The sequence below is a fragment of the Streptomyces sp. SP18CS02 genome, from assembly GCF_036322365.1.
Taxonomy (GTDB): domain Bacteria; phylum Actinomycetota; class Actinomycetes; order Streptomycetales; family Streptomycetaceae; genus Streptomyces.
Map to the genome: position 1 here is coordinate 316,393 of NZ_JAQYXC010000285.1, position 15,599 is coordinate 331,991.

The 15,599-nt window shown below is 72.0% G+C and carries 15 protein-coding genes; 8 read left to right on the forward strand and 7 right to left on the reverse strand.

All coding sequences use genetic code 11. The annotated features are described in order from the left end of the window. Positions 1-237 precede the first annotated feature (237 nt). From PUR26_RS18475 to paaA, 5 genes are read right to left on the reverse strand one after another with little or no spacing between them, the layout of a single operon-like run. On the reverse strand, positions 238-1,299 hold the full coding sequence (locus PUR26_RS18475; protein WP_329873486.1) for a 2Fe-2S iron-sulfur cluster-binding protein: 1,062 nt from the start codon (positions 1,297-1,299) through the stop codon (positions 238-240). Continuing rightward, a complete protein-coding gene (paaD, locus tag PUR26_RS18480; protein WP_329873487.1) occupies positions 1,300-1,806 on the reverse strand; it encodes a 1,2-phenylacetyl-CoA epoxidase subunit PaaD in 507 nt (168 codons plus the stop codon). Continuing rightward, positions 1,800-2,540, reverse strand: a complete 741-nt coding sequence (gene paaC / locus PUR26_RS18485; protein ID WP_329873488.1) for a 1,2-phenylacetyl-CoA epoxidase subunit PaaC — start codon at positions 2,538-2,540, stop codon at positions 1,800-1,802. Before paaC ends, paaD begins: the two co-directional genes overlap by 7 nt. Next, on the reverse strand, positions 2,537-2,824 hold the full coding sequence (gene paaB / locus PUR26_RS18490) for a 1,2-phenylacetyl-CoA epoxidase subunit PaaB (protein ID WP_329873489.1): 288 nt from the start codon (positions 2,822-2,824) through the stop codon (positions 2,537-2,539). The genes paaC and paaB overlap by 4 nt, the downstream gene beginning before the upstream one ends. Further along, positions 2,821-3,774, reverse strand: coding sequence for a 1,2-phenylacetyl-CoA epoxidase subunit PaaA (gene paaA / locus PUR26_RS18495; RefSeq protein WP_329873490.1), 954 nt, complete (start codon positions 3,772-3,774; stop codon positions 2,821-2,823). The genes paaB and paaA overlap by 4 nt, the downstream gene beginning before the upstream one ends. 412 nt (positions 3,775-4,186) lie before the next feature. On the opposite strand from paaA, the gene PUR26_RS18500 reads away from it, so the two are divergent. Genes PUR26_RS18500 through PUR26_RS18510 form a run of 3 tightly spaced genes read left to right on the forward strand, consistent with a single transcriptional unit; the run spans position 4,187 to position 6,806 of the window. After that, a complete protein-coding gene (locus tag PUR26_RS18500) occupies positions 4,187-4,927 on the forward strand; it encodes a DUF5819 family protein (protein WP_443077101.1) in 741 nt (246 codons plus the stop codon). Continuing rightward, positions 4,924-6,129 carry an HTTM domain-containing protein gene (locus PUR26_RS18505; RefSeq protein ID WP_329873491.1) on the forward strand — a complete coding sequence of 402 codons (1,206 nt, stop codon included), beginning with the start codon at positions 4,924-4,926 and terminating at the stop codon, positions 6,127-6,129. The genes PUR26_RS18500 and PUR26_RS18505 overlap by 4 nt, the downstream gene beginning before the upstream one ends. After that, positions 6,126-6,806: a TrmH family RNA methyltransferase gene (locus PUR26_RS18510; RefSeq protein WP_329873492.1), complete on the forward strand. Its 681-nt coding sequence runs from the start codon at positions 6,126-6,128 to the stop codon at positions 6,804-6,806. Before PUR26_RS18505 ends, PUR26_RS18510 begins: the two co-directional genes overlap by 4 nt. 217 nt (positions 6,807-7,023) lie before the next feature. Here the strand turns inward: PUR26_RS18510 and paaN are convergent, their stop codons facing one another. Continuing rightward, entirely contained in the window at positions 7,024-8,718 is a 1,695-nt protein-coding gene (gene paaN, locus PUR26_RS18515) for a phenylacetic acid degradation protein PaaN (RefSeq protein WP_329873493.1), read from the reverse strand. A gap of 123 nt (positions 8,719-8,841) precedes the next feature. Between paaN and PUR26_RS18520 the strand changes: the two genes are divergently transcribed. Both PUR26_RS18520 and PUR26_RS18525 read left to right on the forward strand, forming a co-directional pair. Next, on the forward strand, positions 8,842-10,413 hold the full coding sequence (locus tag PUR26_RS18520) for a 3-hydroxyacyl-CoA dehydrogenase (RefSeq protein WP_329873494.1): 1,572 nt from the start codon (positions 8,842-8,844) through the stop codon (positions 10,411-10,413). Beyond that, on the forward strand, positions 10,410-11,003 hold the full coding sequence (locus tag PUR26_RS18525) for a TetR/AcrR family transcriptional regulator (RefSeq protein WP_329873495.1): 594 nt from the start codon (positions 10,410-10,412) through the stop codon (positions 11,001-11,003). Before PUR26_RS18520 ends, PUR26_RS18525 begins: the two co-directional genes overlap by 4 nt. A 176-nt stretch (positions 11,004-11,179) precedes the next feature. On the opposite strand, the gene PUR26_RS18530 is transcribed toward PUR26_RS18525, so the two are convergent. Continuing rightward, entirely contained in the window at positions 11,180-11,704 is a 525-nt protein-coding gene (locus tag PUR26_RS18530; protein ID WP_443077102.1) for an Lrp/AsnC family transcriptional regulator, read from the reverse strand. Positions 11,705-11,885: 181 nt separating this feature from the next. Between PUR26_RS18530 and pdhA the strand changes: the two genes are divergently transcribed. From pdhA to PUR26_RS18545, 3 genes are read left to right on the forward strand one after another with little or no spacing between them, the layout of a single operon-like run. Beyond that, entirely contained in the window at positions 11,886-13,028 is a 1,143-nt protein-coding gene (pdhA, locus tag PUR26_RS18535; RefSeq protein WP_329873496.1) for a pyruvate dehydrogenase (acetyl-transferring) E1 component subunit alpha, read from the forward strand. Continuing rightward, positions 13,025-14,029 carry an alpha-ketoacid dehydrogenase subunit beta gene (locus PUR26_RS18540; protein ID WP_329873497.1) on the forward strand — a complete coding sequence of 335 codons (1,005 nt, stop codon included), beginning with the start codon at positions 13,025-13,027 and terminating at the stop codon, positions 14,027-14,029. Before pdhA ends, PUR26_RS18540 begins: the two co-directional genes overlap by 4 nt. Beyond that, positions 14,029-15,447 (forward strand): dihydrolipoamide acetyltransferase family protein, encoded by a 1,419-nt coding sequence (locus PUR26_RS18545; protein WP_329873498.1) that lies wholly within the window; start codon positions 14,029-14,031, stop codon positions 15,445-15,447. The genes PUR26_RS18540 and PUR26_RS18545 overlap by 1 nt, the downstream gene beginning before the upstream one ends. The last annotated feature ends 152 nt before the right edge of the window (positions 15,448-15,599 follow it).

Consider the following 15,599-nt stretch of genomic DNA (forward strand, 5'->3'; position numbering starts at 1 on the left):
GACGCCTGGCCACTGCGGGCCGGGCCGTCGGCGCCCGGGCCGGCTCCGCGCATGGGGCGTCCGGTGAAGGCGCCTCCGGCAGGCGGGCGGTGCCCCGTCCCCTCGGCTCCGTCCCGGTCGGCGCGGTGCGCGGGGGGCGGCTGTCTCCGTCCCGGTCGGCGCCGTGCGCGGGCCCGGCCGGCCCGGACCTCGCAGTGCCGGGCAGACCCGGACGGTCCGTGGGAGCGGACGGCGCCGTCAGCGGTCGAAGTCCAGCTCCACGTCCGGCGTCACGGGGTGGGACTGGCAGGCCAGCACATAACCCGCTCCCGTCTCCTCGGGCTCCAGGGCGTAGTTGCGGTCCATCCGCACCTCGCCGCTGACCAGGAACGCCCGGCAGGTGCCGCACACCCCGCCCTTGCACGCGTACGGAGCGTCGGAGCGGGCCCGCAGGACCGTCTCCAGCAGGGACTCGTCCTTCTCGACCGGCCATGTGCCGGAACGGCCGTCGAGCTTCGCGGTGAGCGTGGCGTGCGAGGGTGCGCCCCCTGCCCTCGCCGCGGTGGCCGACGAGCCGTCGTCCACGTGGAAGATCTCCTGGTGGATGCGGCCACGGTCGACCCCGAGGCCGCGCAGTGCGCGCTCGGCGCCCAGGACCAGTCCGAAGGGACCGCAGAGGTACCAGCCGTCCACGTCACCGACCGGCAGCAACGCGGGCAGCAACTCGGTCAGCCGCTCCTGGTCCAGCCGTCCGGACGGCAGCCCGGCCTGCTGTTCCTCCCGGGACAGCACGGTCACCAGCTGGAAGCGGCCGGGGTAGCGGTCCTTGAGGTCCGCGACCTCGTCCAGGAACATCGTCGAGGCCGCCGTGCGATCACTGCGGATCAGACAGAAACGGGCTTCCGGCTCACGGGCCAGCAGCGTCGCGGCCATGGACAGGACCGGCGTGATGCCGCTGCCGCCGACCACCGCGGCGAAGTATCCCTGGCGCGGCGCCAGGAGGAACCGGCCCATCGGCTCCATGACGTCGACCGTGTCGCCGACCGCGAGCTCCTTGAGCGCGTACGTCGAGAACTCACCGCCGTCCACCAGCCGGATGCCCACCCGGAGCACGGGGTCCGCGTCCGCCGGAGCCGCGGGGGCGCAGATCGAGTACGTACGCCGGATCTCTTCGCCGCCCGCCGTGGCGCGGCGCATCGTGAGGTGCTGGCCGGGGGTGTGGCGGAAGGCTTCGCGCAGCTCGTGCGGCACGGCGAAGGTGACGGCCACCGAGTCGTCCGTGAGCCGCTCGACCTCGCTCACCCGGAGCGGATGGAACATCTACAACTCCTTGAAGTGGTCGAACGGTTCGAGGCAGGAAGTGCACCGGCGCAGCGCCTTGCAGGCCGTGGAGGAGAACCTGCTCAGCAGTTCGGTGTCGGTCGAGCCGCAGTGCGGGCACCGGATGGCCAGCGTGAGCGGCACCGGACCGGTGGGGGCGGCCACCGGTCCCTGCGGGCGCGGCGGGGCTATGCCGTACTCGGCGAGCTTGCGCCGGCCTTCCGCGCTGATGTCGTCGGTCGACCAGGCAGGGGAGAGCACGGTGACGACCGAGACCTCGGGTATGCCGTGTTCGCGCAGCACCCGCTCGATGTCCGAGGACATCGCCTCGACCGCGGGGCAACCGGTGTATGTCGGGGTCAGCTCCACCTCGACCCTGCCAGGAGCGAGGACCTGCACACCGCGGAGCACACCCAGCTCACCCAGTGTCAGGACGGGGAGCTCCGGATCGAGGACCGAGCCGGCCAGTCGGCTGAGCTCCTCCTCCAGCGCCGTCATGGTCACCATGTCGCCCCCGGGTGGCTGCGGTGCAGGTGCTGCATCTCGGCCAGCATCCGGCCGAACGACTCCGTGTGGAGGCCCTGCCGTCCCGCGCCGGCGCTCCAGGCCCCGGTGCGCGGCCCGCCCGGCACGGTGAGAGTGGCGCGCTCCAGGACGGCCGTCACCGACGCCAGCCAGTCCGCCTCCAGCTCCGACCGGTCGAGGTCGAGGCCCTCGACCGGCTGGAAGAGCTCGCCGGTGTAGCGCCAGAGGGCGTCGCATGCCCGCTGCATCCGCTCGTGGCTCTCGGGTGTGCCGTCGCCCAGCCGCACGGTCCACTGCTCCGCGTGGTCCTGGTGGTAGGCGACCTCCTTGACCGCCTTCGCCGCGAGTCCGGTCAGCTGACGGCCGCCCTCGTCGCCGCCCTCCGCACCCGCGGCGGCCAGGCGGCCGTACATCAGGCGCTGGTATGTGGAGAAGAACAGCTGACGGGCGATCGTGTGGGCGAAGTCGCCGTTGGGCTGTTCGACGAGCTGGACGTTGGTGAAGGCCCGCTCCTCGCGCAGATAGGCCAGTTCGTCCTCGTCACCGACGAGCGAGAGCAGCACGCGGGCCTGGCCGAGAAGGTCCAGCGCGATGTTGGCGAGGGCGACCTCCTCCTCGAGGACGGGGGCGTTTCCCGCCCACTCCCCCAACCGGTGCGACAGCACCAGGGCGTCGTCGCCGAGGGCGAGTGCCGCGGCGTTCACCGTGGTCGTCACAGGTGCTGCACCCCCTCGGGGATGTCGTAGAAGGTGGGGTGGCGGTACGGCTTGTCGGCGGCCGGCTCGAAGAACGGGTCCTTCTCGTCGGGAGAGGAGGCAGTGATCGCGGAGGAGGGCACCACCCAGAGGGAGACACCCTCGTTGCGGCGCGTGTACAGGTCACGCGCGTTGCGCAGGGCCATTTCCGCGTCCGGTGCGTGCAGGCTTCCCGCGTGGGTGTGGGACAGCCCGCGACGCGAGCGCACGAACACCTCCCACAGTGGCCAGTCGCTGGTGGTCATGCTGTCGCCTTCCCGTGCTTCGCGGCGTACGCGGCGGCCGCCTCCCTGACCCAGGCGCCTTCCTCATGGGCCCTTCGGCGCCGGCCGATCCGTTCTTCGTTGCAAGGCCCGTTGCCCTTGAGCACCTCGCGGAACTCCGACCAGTCGATCTCGCCGAAGTCGTGGTGCCCGCGTTCCTCGTTCCAGCGCAGGTCCGGGTCGGGGAGGGTGAGTCCCAGTGCCTCGGCCTGCGGGACACATATGTCGACGAAGCGCTGGCGCAACTCGTCGTTGGAGTGGCGCTTGATCTTCCAGGCCATCGACTGCGCCGAGTGGGCCGACTCGTCGTCCGGCGGGCCGAACATCATCAGGGACGGCCACCACCAGCGGTCCACCGCGTCCTGCGCCATCGCGTGCTGCTCCGGGGTGCCGCGAGAGAGCGCGAGCAGCGCTTCGTACCCCTGGCGCTGGTGGAAGGACTCCTCCTTGCACACCCGGACCATGGCGCGGGCGTACGGGCCGTAGGAGCAGCGGCACAACGGCACCTGATTGGTGATGGCGGCGCCGTCCACCAGCCAGCCGATCGCGCCGACGTCGGCCCAGGTCAGCGTGGGGTAGTTGAAGATCGACGAGTACTTCTGGCGACCGGAGTGCAGCTTGTCGAGCAGCTCGTCGCGGCTCGTACCGAGGGTCTCGGCCGCGCTGTAGAGGTAGAGGCCGTGTCCCGCCTCGTCCTGCACCTTGGCCATCAGGATCGCCTTGCGCCGAAGCGAGGGCGCGCGGGTGATCCAGTTCGCCTCGGGCTGCATGCCGATGATCTCGGAGTGCGCGTGCTGGGCGATCTGCCGGACGAGTGAGGCGCGGTATGCCTCAGGCATCCAGTCGCGCGGCTCGATCCGCTCATCCGCGGCCACGGCGGCGTCGAACGCCGCCTCGTACGACTCCTGCGTGTCCGCTGTCACTGCGGTCATCGGACCCCCTACCGACCGATCGTTCGGTTGAATGACTTCAATGGTGAGTCGGCGGCCCGTATGGTGTCAACCCTGTGGATAACTGCGGTGGATCGATGGGGATCGGGGCGGGATGGACTCGTACGACGAGGAGGGTGGGCGTGCCGAGCGCCGCGAGCGCGTCACGGAAGCCGGGGGCGAGGCCCCAGCCCCTCCATCGGACCAGGTGAGCCGCCCTCCCGCACCCGCACGAACCCCCGCGCCCGCGTCCCCGGGCGACTCCGCGCCCGCGTTCACGGCCGGTCCGGTCGCCAGGCATTCAGCCGTCGGCGATTCCCCCTCCACTGGTCCGGTCGTCGGTGATCCCACGGCCGGTCGCTCCCCGGCGGGCGGCGCGGTGGCCGGTGGTCCGGTTACCGGTGATCCGGTCGACGTGGGCCCCGTCGCCGCAGGTCGGATCACCGCGGGTGCGACCGACGCGGATCCGGCGGCTCCCGCGTCCAGGGGCGGCGGTGTCGGCATAGCCGCGCTCTCGCTGCCCTATCAGGTGGCGGCCGCCGTCTCCCTCGCCGTCATCGGCGTCTTCGCCTGCTTCCACGTCGCCATGGTCTTCCTGCATGTCGCCCCCTCGAACACCCTGACCAAGCAGCACGGCAAAGCGGTCGACGAATGGGTCTTCCCCGAGTTCGAGCAGAACTGGAAGCTCTTCGCCCCCAATCCGCTCCAGCAGAACATCGCCGTCCATGCCCGCGCCGAGGTGACCGGCCCCGACGGCGCACGCAGGACCACCGAGTGGATCGACCTGTCCGGTGACGACAGGGAGGCGATCCGCGGCAATCCCTTCCCGAGCCATGTGCACCAGAACGAACTGCGCCGCGGCTGGGACTTCTACGTGAACTCGCACACCAACGACAACCGCCCGAACGGTCTGCGCGGCCAGCTCTCCGAGCGCTACATCCGGCGCATCGTGATGCTGAAGTTGGAAGCGCACCAGTTGGGCGGGACCGTCGAACGGATACAGCTGCGTTCCTCGACCAAGGGCGTCGAGGCGCCGGTGTGGAGCGAGGAGAAGATCGACACCCGCCCCTACTACCGTGTCCTTCCCTGGTGGACGGTGACCACCGCCGACCTCCCCGGTGACGTGCGCGGCGGCCGGACGGAGGCGGCCAGGTGAACCGGACGCTTCCCACGACTGCGCGCGAGTCGGCCGACCGCCGTCTTGCCCGGGCCATCCAGCGGGTCACCGGCGCGGCCCTGGGCCCGTACCAGACCGCCGTCGTCCGTATCGGCTTCAGCGGTGCCTGGCTGCTGTTCCTCCTGCGCGAGTTCCCGCACCGTCACGAGCTGTACGGCCCGGAGGGGCCCTGGGCCTGGGACATGGCCCAGCAGCTGATCGCGAACAACCACTCCTTCACGGTGCTGATGTGGTCGGACAGCGCCGTGTGGTTCGAGGCCGTCTACGGGCTCGCGGCCCTGTCCGGCGTGCTGCTGATGCTCGGCTGGCGCACCCGCACCATGTCCGTGCTCTTCATGCTGGGTGTGCTCTCGCTGCAGAACCGCTCCATCTTCATGGGCGACGGCGGCGACAACGTGGTGCACCTGATGGCGATCTACCTCGTCCTGACCCGTTGCGGTCAGGTCTGGTCGCTGGACGCCCGCCGTGCGGCGCGCCCGGGGCCCCGGCGTGACCGGGTCGGGCCGGCACTGTGGACGGTGCTCGGATTCGGGCTCGTGGCCGCCACGCTCTTCGCCGACAGGACCGGTGAGAGCTGGGTGCTGGTCCTGCTGTGGCTGGTCTGGGTGGCGCAGGGGCTGTGGTGGCTGGCCTGCCGGTTCGCCTCCGGTGAGCCGAAGGTGCTGCTCGACGTCCTCGCCAACCTGAGCCACAACGCCGCCCTCGCCGTGATCATGGCCGAGGTCTGTCTGATCTACGCGACGGCGGGCTGGTACAAGATCCAGGGGTCCCGTTGGCAGGACGGCACCGCGCTGTACTACCCGCTCAAGCTGGACTACTTCACGCCCTGGCCGTTCCTCTCCGACCTCCTGGCCGCGAGTGGCGTGATGGTGATGGTGCTGACGTACGGCACGGTCATCGTCCAGGTCGCCTTCCCCTTCACGCTCTTCAACCGGCGCGTGAAGAACGTGCTGCTGGTGATGATGATGCTGGAGCACGCGGGCATCGCGCTGCTGCTGGGCCTGCCGTTCTTCTCGCTCGCGATGATCGCCGCCGACGCGGTCTTCCTGCCGACCGTTTTCCTCGTCTGGCTCTCGGGCCGGCTCGGCCGGGGCCGCGACCGGGCGCTCCGGCGTCCGAAGGCGGTGCCGGAGCAGCGGCGCGTGCCCGAGGAGCGGGCCCCCCGTACTCTCGTCGGGTGAGCAGCGAGACCCAGACGGACGCCCCCTCGGGCGAGCCGCTTCAGTACGACGACGGCTACGGTCACGAGATCGGTGTCGGGCCGCACCCCCTGCCCTGGCCGGAGGACGAGCGGTACGACTCCGAGCTGCTCGCCGAGGGGGACCGGCGCAATGTGGTCGACCAGTACCGGTACTGGACGCGCGAGGCCATCGTGGCCGACCTGGACACCCGGCGGCACGACTTCCACGTCGCCGTGGAGAACTGGGGCCATGACTTCAACATCGGCTCGGTCGTGAGGACCGCCAACGCGTTCCTCGCGAAGGAGATCCACATTGTCGGCCGTCGGCGCTGGAACCGGCGCGGCGCCATGGTCACCGACCGGTACCAGCATGTGCGTCACCACCCGGACACCGAGTCGCTGACCGCCTGGGCAGCCTCGGAGGACCTGCCGATCATCGGGATCGACAACCTTCCCGGTGCGGTGCCGCTGGAACGCACCGAGCTGCCGCGCAGATGTGTCCTGCTGTTCGGGCAGGAAGGGCCGGGCCTCACGGAGGAGGCGCGCAAGCACGCTTCGATGGTCTGCTCGATCGCCCAGTTCGGCTCGACCCGCTCCATCAACGCGGGAGCGGCCGCGGCGGTCGCCATGCACGCGTGGGTGCAGCGGTACGCGGAGATCGCCGGCCCGTCCGCCTGACCCGCGGCCACCGGCCGCCGGCCGAGTGCCCAAGGGCCCCGAGTGCCCAGGGGCCCCGGGAGCCCGGGGCCGATCGTGTGCTCCGGTGCGAGCCGTTGCGTCCGTGAGCCGAGGGTGCTCGCGCGCAGCCGTACGCCGCGGCGTCCTTGCCGAGGTGGAGAGTGCCGCCCGGCCGTTCCGGGGCCCGTCCCGCGCGGTTCGGGCCCCGGCTGCCGGCTCACGCCTGGCGGCGTACCTCGACCACCCGGAAGCGGTTGGCGACGAAGGCGCTGTCGCACAGGGCCGCGTTGGCCGCGGGGTTGCCCCCCGAGCCGTGGAAGTCGGAGAACGCCGCCGTCTGGTTGACGTACACCCCGCCCGTCAGGTTCAGGGAGAGCTGCGCCGACTCCTCCAGGCAGACCTCCTCGATCGCGCGCTCGGCCTCCGGCGACGTGGTGTACGCGCCGACGGTCATCGCGCCCTTCTCCCGCACCGTCCGCCTCAGCAGCTCCACCGCGTCGGCGGTGGACTCGACCGAGACGGCGAAGGAGACCGGGCCGAAGCACTCGGACATGTAGGCCGCTTCCGCGTCGGGCTTGGAGCCGTCCAGCTTCACGATGACGGGCGTGCGGACGACGGCGTCCGGGAAGTCCGGGTTGGCCACCTCGCGGGACGCGAGGGCGACCTCGCCGAGCTCGGCGGCCGCCTCCAGGCGGGCCTTCACGTCCGGGTTGACCAGTGCCCCCAGCAGGGCGTTGGCGCGGGCGTCGTCTCCCAGCAGCCCGCCGACCGAGGCCGCCAGATCGGCGACCACCTCGTCGTACGACTTGGGGCCGGCGTCCGTGGTGATGCCGTCGCGGGGGATCAGCAGGTTCTGCGGGGTGGTGCACATCTGGCCGCTGTAGAGGGACAGCGAGAAGGCCAGGTTGGAGAGCATTCCCCGGTAGTCGTCGGTGGAGTCGATCAGGACGGTGTTCACGCCGGCCTTCTCGGTGTACACCTGCGCCTGCCGGGCGTTGGCCTCCAGCCAGTCCCCGAAGGACGTGGAACCGGTGTAGTCGATGATCCGGATCTCGGGGCGGACGGCCAGGGTCTTGGCGATGCCCTCGCCGGGGCGCTCGGCCGCCAGCGCGACCAGGTTCGGGTCGAAGCCGCACTCCGCGAGCACCTCGCGGGCGACCCGCACCGTGAGTGCCAGGGGCAGCACGGCGCGGGGGTGCGGCTTGACCAGGACCGGGTTTCCGGTGGCCAGGGAGGCGAAGAGGCCCGGGTAGCCGTTCCACGTCGGGAACGTGTTGCACCCGACCAGCAGCGCGATGCCGCGCGCGACCGGGGTGAACGTCTTGCGCAGCTCCAGCGGGTCCCGCTTGCCCTGCGGCTTCGACCAGTCGGCGACGAGCGGGGTGCGGATCTGCTCGGCGTACGCGTACGCCACTGCCTCCAGGCCGCGGTCCTGGGCGTGCGGCCCGCCCGCCTGGAGCGCCATCATGAACGCCTGCCCGCTGGTGTGCATCACCGCGTGCGCGAACTCGTGCGTCCGGCCGCTGATCCGCGCCAGGACCTCCAGGCAGACCAGGGCGCGGGTCTCGGGACCGGCGTCCCGCCACGCGCCCATGCCCGCGCGCATGGCGGGCAGCAGGACGTCGATGTCGGCGTGCGGATACTCCACGCCCAGCGCGGGGCCGTACGGCGAGACCTCGCCCTGCGTCCAGCCGTCCGTACCCGGCTGGTCGAGCTCGAAGCGGGAGCCCAGCACGGCCTGGTGGGCCGCGAGTCCTTCGGCGGCGCTCAGCGAGCCGTTCTCCCCGTAGGCCTTGGGGTGCTCCGGGTGGGGAGACCAGTAGGCGCGGGTGCGGATCGCTTCGAGGGCCTGGTCGAGCGTGGGCCGGTGCCTCTCGGTCAGATGGTCGGTGGTCAGCTGCGCGGCGGCCATGAGGGACCAACTCCTCGTCGAGCTGGGCAGGGACGGGCGGACAGAGCTAGAGTAACCGAACGATCGGTCGGGACAAGGGGGTCTGTCGAACCTGTGGAAAACTCATCGGGGAGGATCACTGCCATGACCGAAACAGGGCCTGTCGGGGCCGCCGGAACCGCCACGGCCGAGGCCGTCGAACCCGGCCGGACCGTCGCGGTCGTCGGCACGGGCACCATGGGGCAGGGCATCGCCCAGGTCGCCCTCGTCTCCGGCCACACCGTACGTCTCTACGACGCCGTGCCCGGCCGGGCCCGGTCGGCCGCCGAGGCCATCGCCGGACGGCTGGACCGCCTGGTCGAGAAGGGCCGGCTCGGTCCGGCCGAGCGGGACGCGGCCCGCACACGGCTGTCCGGCGCCGAAGCGCTCGCCGACCTCGCCGACTCCGCCCTCGTCGTCGAGGCCGTCGTGGAGGACCTCGGGGTCAAGCGGGAGCTCTTCTCCGAGCTGGAGAAGGTCGTCGCCGACGACTGCCTGCTCGCCACCAACACCTCCTCGCTGTCCGTCACGGAGATCGCCGGCGCCCTGCGCGTCCCCGGGCGTTTCGTCGGAGTGCACTTCTTCAACCCGGCACCGCTGCTCCCGCTCGTCGAGATCGTCAGTGGCTGCGCCACCGACGAAACCGCCGCCACGCGCGCGTACGCGACGGTCAAGGCGTGGGGCAAGACGCCGGTGCGCTGCGCCGACACTCCGGGCTTCATCGTCAACCGGGTGGCCCGCCCCTTCTACGCCGAGGCGATGAGGGTCTTCGAGGAGCAGGGGGCCGACCCGGCCACCATCGACGCCGTGCTGCGCGAGTCCGGCGGCTTCAGGATGGGCCCCTTCGAGCTGACCGACCTGATCGGGCAGGACGTCAACGAGGCCGTCACCCGTTCCGTATGGGAGGCGTTCCACCAGGACCCGAAGTTCACCCCGTCGCTCGTCCAGCGACGCCTCGTCCAGTCGGGCCGGCTGGGCCGCAAGACGGGCCAGGGCTGGTACGCGTACGAGGAGGCGTCCGGCCGCCCGGTCCCCCGTACCGAACCGGCGGAGCCCGCTCCCGGGGCCGTCACCCTCCACGGCCACCTGGGTCCCGCCCAGCCGCTGGTCGCGCTCATCGAACAGGCCGGGATCAAGGTCCGCCACAAGCGGAGCGGGAGCCACCTGTCCCTGCCGAGCGGCGGCCGGCTGTGCCTCGTGGACGGCCGGGCCTCGTTCGAGTCCTGGGACGACGAGATCGTCCACTTCGACCTCGCCCACGACTACACGGCCGCCACCCGTATCGCGCTCTCCACGGCCGAGGGCACCTCGCCCGAGACCCTCCGGGAGGCAGTCGGCCTGTTCCAGGCGCTCGGCAAGCAGGTCTCCCTGATCAAGGACGTCCCGGGCATGATCGTCGGCCGTACGGTCGCGATGCTGGTCGACCTCGCCATGGACGCGGTCGAACGGGGCGTCGCCTCAGCCGAGGACATCGACACGGCCATGCGCCTCGGGGTCAACTACCCCGCAGGGCCCTTCGAATGGGCGGCCGAACTGGGCTACGGGACCGTGGCCGAACTGCTGAGGGCCCTGCACGACCGCTACCCCACGGGCCGGTACGCGCCCGGCCTCGGGATCCTGCGCAAGGCCCACGAGGAGAACGCCACGAAGGCCGCGAAGGACCGGGACAGCCGATGACCACCGCCAAGCGCGACACGTACACCCCCGACACGCTGCTCTCCGTCGCCGTCCGCGTCTTCAACGAGCGCGGATACGACGGCACCTCCATGGAGCACCTCTCCAGGGCGGCCGGGATCTCCAAGTCGTCGATCTACCACCATGTGGCGGGCAAGGAGGAGCTGCTGCGGCGTGCCGTCAGCCGGGCGATCGACGGGCTCTTCGCGGTTCTCGAGGAGCCGGGGGCGATACGCGGACGGGCCTTGGAGCGCGTCGAGTACGTCACCAGGCGCACCGTCGAGGTGCTGATGGACGAGCTTCCCTACGTGACCCTGCTGTTGCGGGTGCGGGGCAACACGAGCACCGAGCGGTGGGCGCTGGAACGGCGCCGCGAGTTCGACCAGCGCGTCGCCGACCTGCTGAAGGCCGCGGCGGCGGACGGGGACCTGCGCACCGACGTGGACATACGGCTGGCCACCCGGCTGCTCTTCGGAATGATCAACTCCCTGGTGGAGTGGTACCGCCCCCAGCCGGGCGGGGCCGCGGACCGGGAACAGCTGGTCGACACCCTCGTACGGCTCGCCTTCGACGGGCTGCGCACCGGGCACTGAGACCCTCCCGGGCCGGCCACCGCCCCTCCCTCTCCGGGGGCCGTCGGCCGCCCCACCACTTCCCACGGGCCCGGGCCGAGTGGCTGCCGGTGAGCCCTCCGCCGTGGCCCGTGCGGCACGGCGACGGCCGATGAGCCGGGCCCCGCGGCCTCGCGTGCCGTCGGCGGGCGTCGCGGTCAGGGTTCGTCGGGGAGGATCCGCCGGTTCAGATCCGTCTCCTCGAAGACCAGCAGCGTCCGCGTGGAGAGCACCTCCGGGATCGACTGGAGCTTGGTCAGCACCAGCTCGCGCAGGGTGCGGTTGTCCGGGGTGTGCACCAGCAGCAGGACGTCGAAGTCGCCGCTGACCAGCGCGATGTGCGCCGCCCCCGGCAGCGCTTGCAGCTGCTCGCGCACCGTGCGCCACGAGTTCTGCACGATCTTGAGTGTGATGTACGCCGAGGCCCCGTGCCCCGCCCGCTCATGGTTGACGCGCGCGCCGAAACCCCGGATCACCCCGTCCTCGATGAGCCGGTTGATCCGTGCGTACGCGTTGGCGCGCGACACATGGACCCGTTCGGCGACCGAACGGATCGACGCGCGGCCGTCCGACTGGAGGATGCGGAGGATGTCGCGGTCGATCGCGTCGAGCGGGCGCGGTGGCTGGTCGGACCCGCCTGGCGGCGCGTGCTCCCAGTCGTCGGCCATTTGTTCAGCTGTCATGTCCCCCCGCCTCTCTCCTATGGACGACCTGCCTCTATCCCAGGCTGTGGAGAACCGTTTGTCCACAGCCCGGAGGTGCCTGTAGCCAAAATGCGTCCACGACCGAACAATCGGTAGGTGAGGCGCGCCACACTCGCGCTCCCCCAGGGTCCTGTGCCCGCTCCCACGAGGAGGTGCTGTCATGACGGTCCAAGAGCTGCCCGGTGCCGCTCCTTACCGGCCCACCCCACCCCCGGCGTGGAAGCCGCGAACCGATCCCGCACCGCTGCTGCCGGACTCCGAGCCCTACCGGGTGCTCGGCACGGACGCGGCGGCCGGTTTCGCACCCGCGCTGCTCCGCCGGCTCTACACCGAGCTGGTGCGCGGCCGCCGGTACAACGCCCAGGCGACCGCGCTCACCAAGCAGGGCAGGCTCGCCGTCTACCCCTCCACCACCGGTCAGGAGGCGTGCGAGGTCGCCGCCGCGCTGGTGCTCGAGGAGCAGGACTGGCTCTTCCCGTCGTACCGCGACACCCTCGCCGCCGTGGCGCGCGGCCTCGACCCCGTCCAGGCACTGACCCTGCTGCGCGGCGACTGGCACACCGGTTACGACCCGCGCGAGCACCGCATCGCCCCCCTGTCCACGCCGCTCGCGACCCAGCTGCCGCACGCGGTGGGCCTGGCGCACGCCGCTCGCCTCAAGGGCGACGACGTGGTGGCGCTCGCCATGGTCGGCGACGGCGGCACCAGTGAGGGCGACTTCCACGAGGCGCTGAACTTCGCGGCGGTCTGGCAGGCACCGGTCGTCTTCTTCGTGCAGAACAACGGCTTCGCGATCTCCGTCCCGCTGGCCAAGCAGACCGCGGCGCCCTCACTGGCCCACAAGGCCGTGGGATACGGAATGCCGGGCCGGCTCGTCGACGGGAACGACGCGGCGGCCGTGCACCAGGTGCTGTCCGAGGCGGTGGCCCGAGCGCGGCGCGGGGGCGGCCCGACCCTGGTGGAAGCCATCACCTATCGCATCGACGCCCACACGAACGCCGACGACGCGACCCGCTACCGCGGGGAGAGCGAGGTCGAGGCGTGGCGCGACCACGACCCGATCCAGCTGCTGGAGCGGGAGTTGAGGGAGCGCGGAATCCTCGACGAGGACGCCGTCCGGCAGGCGGCCGAGGGCGCCGAGGAGATGGCCGCGCGGCTTCGCGAGCGGATGAACGCGGAGGCCGTGCTCGACCCGATGGACCTGTTCGCGCACGTCTACGCCGAGCAGACCTCCCAACTGCGGGAGCAGGCGGCGCAGCTGCGCGCCGAGCTGGCGGCGGAAGCGGAAGGTGAGGCCCGATGACCACCGTGGCAGTCAAGCCGGCCACCATGGCGCAGGCGCTCCAGCGCGCGATGCGGGACGCGATGGCCGAGGACCCCTCGGTCCATGTGCTCGGCGAGGACGTCGGCACGCTCGGTGGGGTGTTCCGGGTCACGGACGGTCTGGCCAAGGAGTTCGGCGAGGACCGGTGTACGGACACCCCGCTCGCCGAGGCGGGCATCCTCGGGACGGCCGTGGGCATGGCGATGTACGGTCTGCGGCCCGTCGTCGAGATGCAGTTCGACGCGTTCGCCTATCCGGCCTTCGAGCAGCTCATCAGCCACGTCTCCCGCATGCGCAACCGCACTCGGGGAGCCATGCCGCTCCCCCTGGTCGTGCGGGTGCCGTACGGCGGCGGGATCGGCGGCGTCGAGCACCACAGCGACTCGTCCGAGGCGTACTACATGGCGACTCCGGGGCTCCATGTCGTCACGCCCGCGACGGTCGACGACGCGTACGGTCTGCTGCGGGCCGCCATCGCCTCCGACGACCCCGTGGTCTTCCTGGAGCCGAAGCGGCTGTACTGGTCGAAGGCCCAGTGGTCGCCGGACGAGCCGGCCCGGGTCGAGCCGATCGGGCGCGCGGTCGTGCGGCGGACGGGACGCAGCGCGACCCTCATCACGTACGGGCCGTCCGTGCCCGTCTGCCTGGAGGCCGCCGAAGCGGCGCGGGCGGAGGGCTGGGACCTCGAAGTCGTCGACCTGCGGTCGCTGGTGCCCTTCGACGACGAGACGGTCTGCGCGTCCGTGCGGCGCACCGGACGGGCCGTCGTCGTCCACGAGTCGACGGGGTTCGGCGGCCCCGGCGGCGAGATAGCGGCACGCATCACCGAGCGGTGCTTCCACCACCTGGAGGCGCCGGTTCTGCGGGTGGCCGGATTCGACATCCCCTACCCGCCGCCGATGCTGGAGCGGCACCACCTTCCGGGTGTGGACCGTGTGCTGGACGCGGTGGCGCGACTGCAATGGGAGGCGGAGAGCTGATGGCCCAGGTGCTGGAATTCAAGCTGCCGGACCTCGGCGAGGGCCTCACCGAGGCGGAGATCGTGCGCTGGCTGGTCGACGTCGGGGACGTCGTCGCCATCGACCAGCCGGTCGTCGAGGTCGAGACGGCCAAGGCGATGGTGGAGGTGCCCTGCCCGTACGGCGGCGTGGTGACCGCCCGCTTCGGGGAGGAGGGCACGGAGCTGCCGGTCGGCGCCCCACTGATCACGGTGGCCGTGGGCGCCGTCGGCCCCGTCGACGGCGAGCCGCACCCCACGCCCACGGCGTCCGACACCGCCCCGGCGGACGAGGGCTCCGGCAATGTGCTGGTCGGGTACGGAACCGGTGCCCCGGCGGCCCGGCGCAAACGCGTCCGGGCGGGGACACCGGCCGCAGGCCCGGGCCCCGCCCCGGATCCGGCCCCTGCCGTCGGCGGCCCGGACCGCGCCGCCCGTACGTCCGCATCCGCCGGCCCGTCGGCCGCGGGTAAGGCCTCAGGGCCCGCGACGTCTCCCGGCGCGGCGTCGGGGGCCGTGACCGCGCCGGACGGGCCCGTGCCCGTCATCTCGCCGCTGGTGCGCAAGCTGGCCCGGGAGAAGGGCCTCGACCTGCGGACGCTGCGGGGGTCCGGCCCCGACGGTCTGATCCTCCGCGCGGACGTCGAGCAGGCCATGGCCGCCGTGCCCGCTCCCGCGGCGGTGGTCCCCGCCCCTGTCGCGACGCCCGTCGCCGCCGAGCGGGTTCCTCTGCGCGGCGTGCGCGGCGCGGTCGCGGACAAGCTGTCCCGCAGCCGGCGGGAGATCCCGGACGCGACATGCTGGGTCGATGCGGACGCCACGGAACTGATGGCCGCCCGTACGGCGATGAACGCGGCCGGCGGTCCGAAGATCTCCCTGCTGGCGCTGCTCGCCAGGATCTGCACGGCCGCCCTCGCCCGCTACCCGGAGCTGAACTCCACGGTGGACACGGCGGCCCGGGAGATCGTGCGGCTTCCCCAGGTGCACCTCGGCTTCGCCGCCCAGACGGAGCGGGGCCTGGTGGTCCCGGTCGTCCGCGACGCACACGACCGCACGGCCGAGTCGCTGTCGGCGGAGTTCGCCCGGCTGACGGAGGTGGCGAGGACCGGTTCGCTGACTCCGGCGGACCTGACGGGCGGGACGTTCACGCTCAACAACTACGGGGTGTTCGGTGTCGACGGTTCGACGCCGATCATCAATCACCCGGAGGCGGCGATGCTCGGCGTCGGACGGATCATTCCCAAGCCGTGGGTGCACGGGGGTGAGCTGGCCGTCCGGCAGGTGGTCCAGCTGTCCCTGACGTTCGACCACCGGGTCTGCGACGGGGGCACCGCGGGCGGCTTCCTCCGGTACGTGGCGGACTGCGTGGAACAGCCGGCGGTGCTGCTGCGCACCCTGTGACGAAGAGGGCGGGCGCCGAAGCCGTCCCGCCGTGACGAAGGGGGGGCGGGCGCCGAAGCCGGCCCGCCGTGACGAAGGGGGGGCGGGCGCCGAAGCCGGCCCGCTGTAAGGGGCCGGCCGGGACACGTCCCGGACGGGCGGCCGTGTGGTGA

What these genes read in the sequence shown, in the direction of transcription:
- PUR26_RS18475 (WP_329873486.1), bottom strand. Translation starts at nt 1,299, where the DNA reads ATGTTCCATCCGCTCCGGGTGAGCGAGGTCGAGCGGCTCACGGACGAC.
- paaD (WP_329873487.1), bottom strand. Translation starts at nt 1,806, where the DNA reads ATGGTGACCATGACGGCGCTGGAGGAGGAGCTCAGCCGACTGGCCGGC.
- paaB (WP_329873489.1), bottom strand. Translation starts at nt 2,824, where the DNA reads ATGACCACCAGCGACTGGCCACTGTGGGAGGTGTTCGTGCGCTCGCGT.
- paaA (WP_329873490.1), bottom strand. Translation starts at nt 3,774, where the DNA reads ATGACCGCAGTGACAGCGGACACGCAGGAGTCGTACGAGGCGGCGTTC.
- paaN (WP_329873493.1), bottom strand. Translation starts at nt 8,718, where the DNA reads ATGGCCGCCGCGCAGCTGACCACCGACCATCTGACCGAGAGGCACCGG.
- PUR26_RS18520 (WP_329873494.1), top strand. Translation starts at nt 8,842, where the DNA reads ATGACCGAAACAGGGCCTGTCGGGGCCGCCGGAACCGCCACGGCCGAG.
- PUR26_RS18525 (WP_329873495.1), top strand. Translation starts at nt 10,410, where the DNA reads ATGACCACCGCCAAGCGCGACACGTACACCCCCGACACGCTGCTCTCC.
- PUR26_RS18530 (WP_443077102.1), bottom strand. Translation starts at nt 11,704, where the DNA reads ATGACAGCTGAACAAATGGCCGACGACTGGGAGCACGCGCCGCCAGGC.
- pdhA (WP_329873496.1), top strand. Translation starts at nt 11,886, where the DNA reads ATGACGGTCCAAGAGCTGCCCGGTGCCGCTCCTTACCGGCCCACCCCA.
- PUR26_RS18540 (WP_329873497.1), top strand. Translation starts at nt 13,025, where the DNA reads ATGACCACCGTGGCAGTCAAGCCGGCCACCATGGCGCAGGCGCTCCAG.
- PUR26_RS18545 (WP_329873498.1), top strand. Translation starts at nt 14,029, where the DNA reads ATGGCCCAGGTGCTGGAATTCAAGCTGCCGGACCTCGGCGAGGGCCTC.